This window comes from Nocardia pseudovaccinii NBRC 100343, assembly GCF_001613225.1.
Taxonomy (GTDB): Bacteria; Actinomycetota; Actinomycetes; order Mycobacteriales; family Mycobacteriaceae; genus Nocardia; species Nocardia pseudovaccinii.
Window position 1 is genome coordinate 1 of the sequence record NZ_BDBY01000237.1, and the last position, 7,970, is coordinate 7,970.

A 7,970-nucleotide genomic window follows, 5' to 3' on the forward strand; every position below is an offset into this window, starting at 1 on the left:
GGTGCCCTGGAGAGGAAAGATATGAATTCCCAATCGTTTTCCAGACGCGTTCTGCGCGCCGTGGCCGCGGCCGTCACCGGTGCGGTGGCCTTCGCCGGATGCGCCGTCGACCACTCCGGCACAGATGACAGCAAGCCGATCATTCGCATTGCCTACCAGAGCTTTCCGAGCGGCGACCTGGTCGTCAAGAACAGCCGGTGGTTGGAGACCGAACTGCCCGGGTACAACATCAAGTGGACCAAGTTCGACTCCGGCGCGGATGTGAATACCGCCTTCATCGCCGAGCAGGTCGACTTCGGTGCACTGGGTTCCAGCCCGGTCGCCCGCGGTCTATCCGCGCCGCTGGACATTCCGTACCAGGTCGCCTTCGTACTCGATGTGGCGGGCGATAACGAAGCGCTGGTGGCGCGCCGTGGAATCGGCATCGAATCGATCGCCGACCTGAGGGGCAAGCGCATCGGTACCGCCTTCGCCTCGACCGCGCACTACAGCCTGCTCGCCGCGCTGGATCGAAATGGGTTGAGCGCCAACGATGTCAGGCTTGTCGACCTGCAACCGCAGGCATCGCTGGCGGCCTGGGAGCGCGGCGATGTCGACGCCGTGTACACCTGGCTGCCCACGCTGGACCAGCTGCGCAAGACCGGCAAAACGCTGATCACCAGCCGGGAACTCGCGACCGCGGGCAAACCGACCCTCGATCTCGGCGTGGTCGCCAAGGAGTTCGCACAGGCCCACCCCGATGTGGTCGATACCTGGCGCAAGGTGCAGGCACGGGCACTGGACACGATCAAGAACCGGCCCGACGAGGCGGCGAAGGCGGTATCGGCCGAAATCGGCCTCAGCACACAGGAGGCCGCGCAGCAGTTGGGGCAGGGCGTATTCCTGACCAAGGATCAGCTCACCTCCAAGGAGTGGCTGGGTACAGAGGGCGCGGTCGGCGATATCGCGGTGAGTCTGCAGAGCGCGGCCGAATTCCTGGTGGCGCAGAAGCAGATTCCGGCCGCGCCATCGCTCGCGGCGATCCGTGACGGCATCTATGTCAAGGGATTGCCCAGTGTCCTCGGCAGCTGAAGAACTTGTCGAAGTACCGCCGACTGCTCAGGGCGGCATACGAATTCGCGACTTATCGCACCGCTACGGCCATGGCGCGGAAGTGGTCACTGCGGTCGGACCGCTCGATCTCGACGTGCCGCCGGGCGAATTCCTTGTCCTGGTAGGCGCTTCCGGATGCGGCAAGAGCACGCTGCTACGCTTGATCGCTGGCTTCGAAACCGCCACCGAGGGCAGTATCGAGGTCTCCGGGGCGACACCGGTCCCCGGCCGATCCGGCGGCATGGTCTTCCAGCAGCCGCGCCTGTTCCCATGGAAGACCGTCGGCGGCAATGTCGATCTGGCATTGAAATACGCAGGCGTGCAGCGTGATCAGCGAGCGGAGCACAGGAATGACCTACTGCACCGTGTCGGCTTGGACGACACCGCGGGCCGCCGGATCTGGGAAATTTCCGGCGGTCAACAACAGCGCGTCGCCATCGCCCGCGCACTCGCGGCGGAGAACTCGCTACTACTGCTCGACGAACCATTCGCCGCACTCGACGCCCTCACCAGGGAACGCCTGCAAGACGACCTGCGCCGCGTCGGCCAGGGGCGCACCGCGGTCTTCGTTACCCACAGCGCCGATGAGGCGGCCTTCCTCGGTTCGCGGGTCGTGGTGCTGACCAAACGGCCGGGCCGGATCGCCCTCGACCTCCCGGTCGACCTGCCGCGCGCCGGTGCCGACGCAGACGAACTGCGCGCTTCCGCGGAATTCTCCGCACTGCGGCGGGAGATCGGTCTCGCGGTGAAATCCGCAGCCGTCTGAACGCACCTAAATGAAAACCATTATCGTTAAGGCGTGAACACTTCATCGACCCCTGACCTGCTGCCCGTCACCGTGCTCTCCGGCTTCCTCGGCGCGGGCAAGACGACCCTGCTCAACCACATCCTGGCCAATCGCGACGGTCGCCGCGTCGCGGTCATCGTCAACGACATGAGCGAGGTCAATATCGATGCCGCCCTTGTCGCCGGGCAGGGACACCTGGACCGCACCGAGGAGAAGCTGGTCGAACTTACCAATGGCTGCATCTGCTGCACGCTGCGCGAGGATCTGATCGAGGCGGTCGGCAGGCTCGCCCGCGCGGGCCGCTTCGATCAGCTGGTCATCGAATCCACCGGCATCTCCGAGCCGATGCCGGTCGCCGCGACCTTCGACTGGGAATTCGACGACGGCTTCGAACTCAGCGATATCGCCCGCCTGGACACCATGGTCACCGTGGTGGACGCCTCCACCTTCCTCGCTGAAATCGCCCGCGGACAGGCCCTCGCCGAGCGCAATCTCGAAGCGGGCGACGGCGATACCCGCACCATCGCCGACTTGCTGGTCGATCAGGTCGAATTCGCCGATGTCCTGCTGATCAACAAGACGGACCTGGTCAGCGCCAAGGCCGCCGGAACCGTGGAAGCCACTGTGCGACGGCTCAATCCACGCGCCCATGTGCTGCGCACCGAGAAGGGGGCGGTGGATCTCGCGGAGGTGCTCGCGACCGGCCGCTACAACCCGGTGCTGGCCGCCGAATCCGATGGCTGGGACGAGGAACTGGCGGGTGGCCACATCCCGGAAACCGAGGAATACGGCATCGGCAGCCTCACCTACACCGCCGACCGCCCCTTCCACCCCGAGCGCCTCGCCGATGCCCTCACTCAACTCCGAGGCATGTTGCGCAGCAAGGGTTTCTGCTGGCTGGCCAGCCGCCCCGACCTCGCCGCAATCTGGTCCCAAGCCGGGCCCAACCTCACCTTCGAACCCGCCGCCTGGTGGTCCGCCCTCGAAGTCCCCGCAGGCCAGGAAATCGTCTTCATCGGCATCGAACTCGACACCCTCCACGTCCGCGCCCTCCTCGACGCCGCCCTCCTCACTCACGACGAACTCAGCGCGGGCCCCACCACCTGGACCACCTACCCCGACCCCTTCCCCACCTGGGGCACTCTCCACCAGCACTGACCTGGACAACCGTTCACCATGCATCCATGCAGGCAACCGTCGAGAGCGCCCCCCACCACGGCATTCGCGGCCACTAGTTGGAGATGCCGGGGGCCTGGTGGGTGTAGGTGGGGTCGGTGAGTTGGGTGAGCATGAAGGCGGCGATGTCCGCGCGGGCGATTTTGAGGGAGAGGCCCTTGGCGTCGGCGGGGAAGCCCTGACGGAACGCGTCGGTGCGGGGGCCGTCGGTGAAGGCGCTCGGGCGCACGATGGTCCAGTCGAGGTTGCTGGCGCGGACGTATTCTTCCTGCTTGACGTGGTCGGCGTAGGCCTCGCGCAGCAGCATCCCGAACATCACGTACTTCCAGAGGAAGTTCAGGTTGCCTCGGCTGTCGCCGACGCCCAGGGTGGTCTGGCAGATCAGGCGCTCGACGCCGGTCCGGTCCATCGCCTCGAGCACCGCGCGGGTGCCTTCGGCCCGGATGACACCCTTACGGCCCGCACCCAGTGAGATCAACACCGCATCCTGCCCGGCCACGGCCCGCTCCACCGAATTCGTATCCAGCACATCGCCCTCGACGATGTGCAACCGCTCGTGCCGCTGTCCGACACCGGCCGCATTGCGAGTGAAGGCGGTGACCTCGTGCCCCTGCTCGAGCGCCTGCTCGACGACCAGCCGACCGACGGTGCTGGTGGCTCCGAAGACTGCGATACGCATGATGTTCTCCTTTGCTGAATTTGCGGTGCTCCCGGGCCCTACGTGGTTACGCAGGCTGCCGCCTCCGGGCACCGCGGGTGTTGAAAACTGTTGAGCTGTTGGTGAATCCAGTACATCAACGGAGAGCGAGACGAACCATGGCCGTGCGTCTCGAAGACATACGAGAGGCTCTCTGTTGGAAACGCGCAACGGCCCGCGTCCGGGAACGGATGCGGGCCGTTGCGCTGTGTGCTCAGCCGAGCTCGGCGAAGAACTGCCGGATATCGGCGACGATCACCTGCGGCGCCTCATGCGCGGCGTAGTGTCCGGCCGCATCGTTCGGGCCGCCTTGGGCAGAGCCGACGTCGTAAGAATTCCAGCTGACGATGTTGCTGTGATCGCGCTCGGCGAACCGGCGAATCGACTGGAAATCACCCTTGAACATCGCCAATCCGGTCGGCACCGTGGTCGGTCCGCTCGGCAGCTGCGCGGTGTGCGCATTCTCGTAGTAGAACCGCAGCGACGATCCGGCCGTTCCGGTCAGCCAGTAGATGGCCACATTGCCGATCACGAACTCCTCGTCGAGGCTCTCGCCGAACAGTTGCGCATTCCAGCCGAGCAACCCGACCGGCGAATCGGCCAGCGCAAACGCCAGCGTCTGCGGCTGCTGGCTGTGCAAGGCGTTGAAGGCCATCTTGTTCTCATGGAACCACTGCAGGTGCTGCAGCGCCGCCATATCCTCCTCGGACAGCCCCTCGAACTCCGACGGATCACCGGACGGGAACGAAAACAGCTGCGTCACATGCACTCCGACGACGTGATCGGAATCCAGCCGTCCCATCTCCGGTGAGACCATCGAGCCACCGTCGTTGCCGATGGCGCCGTAACGGGCGTAGCCCAGTCGGCCCATCAGCTCCGCCCAGGCCGCGGCGGTGCGGAGGGTGCCCCATCCGGTGCTGCGGGTCGGCCCGGAGAATCCGAATCCCGGCAGCGACGGGATGACCAGGTGGAAGGCGGGCTCATCGGCGGATTCCGGCTCGGTCAGCGGCGCGATGACATCGAGGTATTCGAGCACCGAACCCGGCCAGCCGTGGGTCAGGATCACCGGCAGCGCATCCGGCCGGGCGGACCTGATGTGCATGAAGTGGATATCTTCGCCGTCGATCTCGGTGGTGAACTGCGGGTAGGAGTTCAGCTTCGCCTCCAGCGCGCGCCAGTCGAAGCGTTCCAGCCAGTACTCGGCGAGATCCCGCACCCGCTCGTTCGGTACGCCGTAGGCGTCGCCGACGCCGGGCAATTCGTTCGGGTAGAGGGCCCGGGACAGCCGGTCGGCCAGGTCGTCGAGCTTTGCCTGCGGGACGTCGATGGTGAAGGGGGTGATGGCGGTCATCTCTACTCCTTGTGAAACGGAATGCTTCGTTCTGTTCGAACAGTATCAGAACGGATCATTCCGTTTCAAGTGCTAATCTGAAGACATGCCGAAGACATCCGATGCCCCAGCTCAGAAGGGTCTGCCCGGCCGTAAGGCGCAGGCCGCCCGCAACGACGGGCTCATCCTCGAGGCCGCCCGCGCGGTCTTCCTCGCCGACGCCAACGCCCCCATCGCCGCCGTCGCCGAGCGAGCCGGAGTGGGCATCAGCGCCCTCTACCGCCGTTACCCGAGCAAAGACGTGCTGTTGCGCACCCTCTGCCACGAGGGCCTACGCCGCTACAACGCCGAAGCCGATGCCGCACTGGAGGATTCGGACGGCTGGCACGGTCTGATCGGATTCCTGGAACGGGTCGTCGACGCGGACGTGCACTCGTTGACCGTGCATTTGGCGGGCACCTTCACCCCGGACGAGTCGATGCTGCCGGACGTCATGCATTCGGGTGAAGTCACCGAGGAACTGGTCCGGCGGGCGCACGCTTCCGGTCGGCTGCGCGCGGATGCGAATGCCAATGACCTCGGTCTCGTCCTGGAATCGTGTGCGGCCATCGCCATGCCGGACCAGGCCCGAACCGCGGAACTGCGCAGACGCGTGCTCGCCATGCTGATCACGGGGCTCTCGGGAAAAGGTGAACTGCCCGGTCCTCCGCCGGAGGCGGGTGAATTCGCATGGCGGTGGGAACCGCGCAACCAGCGATGATTTCGGCCCCGACGCGACGTCTGCACTTTCAGGCATGCCCATGTCCACAGCAGCGAAGGGAATCGCCATGAACTGGACACTCGAGGTCGTGATCGTGCCGGTGTCGGACATCGACCGGGCCAAGGACTTCTATTCGAACAAGGTGGGTTTCGACCTCGACTTCGACACCGAAATCGGCGACGAGATCCGCCTCGTACAGCTGACGCCGCCCGGCTCGGGCTGCTCCATTGTGATCGGCAAGGGCGGAGTCCCGGAGATGGAACCGGGCTCGATCCAGGGCCTGCAGCTCGTCGTCCCCGATATCCGCAAGGCCCACGCCGAATTGGTCGAGCGCGGCGTCGAGATCAGCGAAGTCCAGGTGATCGGCACCAATCCCCGGCCGATGCCCGACCCGCTCGACAATGTCGGCTTCTGCTTCTTCTCCGATCCGGACGGCAATGGCTGGGCGGTCCAGCAGATTTCGACACGCCCCTAGCTCGTTCCGGTGGTCCTGTGATTGGGGTATCAGAGGTGGCTGTCGCCGGTGGCTGTCCAGGGTGCACCGGGCCGGGCGAGGGGTTGGATCGCGCGGCCGTCGACCCATGCGGTCCAGCCGTTGTTGCAGGCGATATGCGCCCAGTCCCCGGCGCGGCCGAGGATCTGGAGCTCGACGCCGGGATCGATGCTGGTGATGGGGCCGAGGCTCGGATCGGGCGCGGCCCATGCGTCCAATCCGCCCTCGGGTACCAGGTGGGTCGGGTACCAGAGGGCGGCAAGGGGTTCGATGGCGCGGCCGTCGACCCATGCGCTCCAGCCGTTGTTACAGACGATATGCGTCCAGTCGCCGGAGCGATCGAGGATCTGGAGTTCGACGCGCGGTTCGATGCGGGCGATGGGCGGCCGGGTCGAGTCGGGCGTGGCCCATGCGGGCATGCCGTTGGCGGGCACCTGGTGGGTCGGATTAAATGCCGGAGTGCTGCCGCGCTCGACCGCAGGCACCGCTTCCGTTGGTGCGGCAGACGCGTCGAATGCCGGTATGCCACCGGCGAACGGCTTGACCACGGCGGGATCCAGCACATCGCGCACCAGCCTGAGCGCGACTTCGGTTGTGGTCTCCAACAATTCGGCACGCGGATTGCGCGCCGCAAGCTCGCGCCAGCATGCGAACCGGGTCGAGAACGTCGATCGGAACACGGTGAAATGGGCGAGCGCGTCCTGTTTCGTTGCCGCACCGTCCATTACGGCAATGCTCCCGGTCGTCAACAGTTGACCGAACGACCGTGCCACCGCGGTCCCGGCATCGGTGAATCGGTAGCTGCCGAGCGCCTCCAGTCGAACAAGGCTCAGCGACGCCAGCCGCGCCAGTCCCTCCGTCATCCGTCCGGCCGCCGCCGCGAGTGAGACCGGTGTGGCGCCCTGGGCGGCGGACAAGGCCCAACGAGTGTCGCCCGCGGCCAGCCCCTTGGCGAGTTGCTCCTCCAGCTCGAGTGCGCGCAGCTCGAGCGGTCCGGCCGCGACGTCTCGACGCAGGACCCCGGCCAAGCGGGCCTCTTGCGCCGCATCGGCGGCGGCGAGCAGTGCGGCGAATGCGATGAGATCGAGGTCGATCGGCGGCGAGGCGAATCCGGGGCCGTAGGAGCTGAGGTCGAGCAGTTGGTCGACCAGCATGGTGGCCTGGGTGAGCGTTGGCACGACGGTGAAATCGAAGCCCTCGTCGCCGGTCCCGGCCTGCATGACGAAGGTGCCTTCTTCGTCTCCGCGCAGCAGCAGCGCCGCTGTCCGGTTGTCCTGCCCGACGCGGTTGGCGGTAACGGCGGTGGTATGCGCGGGATCGGCGGCGATCCGCAGTGCTCCATCGGCCGGTCCGGTGAGCCGGTCGTCCGCTTCGAGTAGTCCGGTGTCCCGCAGCGCCGCTGCCGGGTCGGACGGCGGGGTCGTCAGCGGCAGCACGGACCGTCGTCCCGGCTTCAGCCCGGCGATGGACATGGCCGCGGCCAGTTGGTCCGGGTCCAGCCGGAAACGCATCAACATCGTCGACTCCTTCCCGCGTCCGGATGGCCGCGCGAAGGCGGCTCAGTGGGCGTCTCGGGTCGACCGAATCACATTTATGGTTTCACATGCGGCGATTGCTCAGCAACAGTCCGGACGG

General features: G+C 66.2%; 8 protein-coding genes. 5 read left to right on the plus strand and 3 right to left on the minus strand.

The genetic code is table 11. The features are described from left to right. The first annotated feature begins 21 nt into the window (after positions 1–21). Genes NP3_RS29495 through NP3_RS29505 form a run of 3 tightly spaced genes read left to right on the plus strand, consistent with a single transcriptional unit; the run spans position 22 to position 3,037 of the window. The gene (locus NP3_RS29495) at positions 22–1,071 is read left to right on the plus strand and encodes a taurine ABC transporter substrate-binding protein (RefSeq protein WP_063044876.1); all 1,050 of its coding nucleotides are present in this window, start codon (positions 22–24) and stop codon (positions 1,069–1,071) included. Beyond that, positions 1,037–1,858 (plus strand): ABC transporter ATP-binding protein, encoded by an 822-nt coding sequence (locus NP3_RS29500; RefSeq protein ID WP_063044877.1) that lies wholly within the window; start codon positions 1,037–1,039, stop codon positions 1,856–1,858. Before NP3_RS29495 ends, NP3_RS29500 begins: the two co-directional genes overlap by 35 nt. Before the next feature lie 33 nt (positions 1,859–1,891). After that, positions 1,892–3,037: a GTP-binding protein gene (locus NP3_RS29505; RefSeq protein ID WP_063044878.1), complete on the plus strand. Its 1,146-nt coding sequence runs from the start codon at positions 1,892–1,894 to the stop codon at positions 3,035–3,037. Positions 3,038–3,110: 73 nt separating this feature from the next. Here the strand turns inward: NP3_RS29505 and NP3_RS29510 are convergent, their stop codons facing one another. Further along, positions 3,111–3,734 carry an NAD(P)-dependent oxidoreductase gene (locus NP3_RS29510; RefSeq protein WP_063044879.1) on the minus strand — a complete coding sequence of 208 codons (624 nt, stop codon included), beginning with the start codon at positions 3,732–3,734 and terminating at the stop codon, positions 3,111–3,113. A 232-nt stretch (positions 3,735–3,966) separates the two neighbouring features. Continuing rightward, positions 3,967–5,103: an epoxide hydrolase family protein gene (locus tag NP3_RS29515; protein ID WP_063044880.1), complete on the minus strand. Its 1,137-nt coding sequence runs from the start codon at positions 5,101–5,103 to the stop codon at positions 3,967–3,969. An 85-nt stretch (positions 5,104–5,188) separates the two neighbouring features. On the opposite strand from NP3_RS29515, the gene NP3_RS29520 reads away from it, so the two are divergent. Next, complete coding sequence (locus NP3_RS29520) at positions 5,189–5,842, plus strand: TetR/AcrR family transcriptional regulator (protein WP_063044881.1); 654 nt, start codon at positions 5,189–5,191, stop codon at positions 5,840–5,842. A 67-nt stretch (positions 5,843–5,909) separates the two neighbouring features. After that, a complete protein-coding gene (locus NP3_RS29525; protein WP_063044883.1) occupies positions 5,910–6,317 on the plus strand; it encodes a VOC family protein in 408 nt (135 codons plus the stop codon). Positions 6,318–6,346: 29 nt separating this feature from the next. Here the strand turns inward: NP3_RS29525 and NP3_RS29530 are convergent, their stop codons facing one another. Beyond that, positions 6,347–7,852 carry an SH3 domain-containing protein gene (locus NP3_RS29530; RefSeq protein ID WP_063044882.1) on the minus strand — a complete coding sequence of 502 codons (1,506 nt, stop codon included), beginning with the start codon at positions 7,850–7,852 and terminating at the stop codon, positions 6,347–6,349. Between the last annotated feature and the right edge of the window lie 118 nt (positions 7,853–7,970).

Coding starts and splice junctions, on each gene's coding strand:
- NP3_RS29495 (WP_063044876.1), top strand. CDS start 22: ATGAATTCCCAATCGTTTTCCAGACGCGTTCTGCGCGCCGTGGCCGCG.
- NP3_RS29500 (WP_063044877.1), top strand. CDS start 1,037: ATGTCAAGGGATTGCCCAGTGTCCTCGGCAGCTGAAGAACTTGTCGAA.
- NP3_RS29510 (WP_063044879.1), bottom strand. CDS start 3,734: ATGCGTATCGCAGTCTTCGGAGCCACCAGCACCGTCGGTCGGCTGGTC.
- NP3_RS29515 (WP_063044880.1), bottom strand. CDS start 5,103: ATGACCGCCATCACCCCCTTCACCATCGACGTCCCGCAGGCAAAGCTC.
- NP3_RS29520 (WP_063044881.1), top strand. CDS start 5,189: ATGCCGAAGACATCCGATGCCCCAGCTCAGAAGGGTCTGCCCGGCCGT.
- NP3_RS29525 (WP_063044883.1), top strand. CDS start 5,910: ATGAACTGGACACTCGAGGTCGTGATCGTGCCGGTGTCGGACATCGAC.
- NP3_RS29530 (WP_063044882.1), bottom strand. CDS start 7,852: ATGTTGATGCGTTTCCGGCTGGACCCGGACCAACTGGCCGCGGCCATG.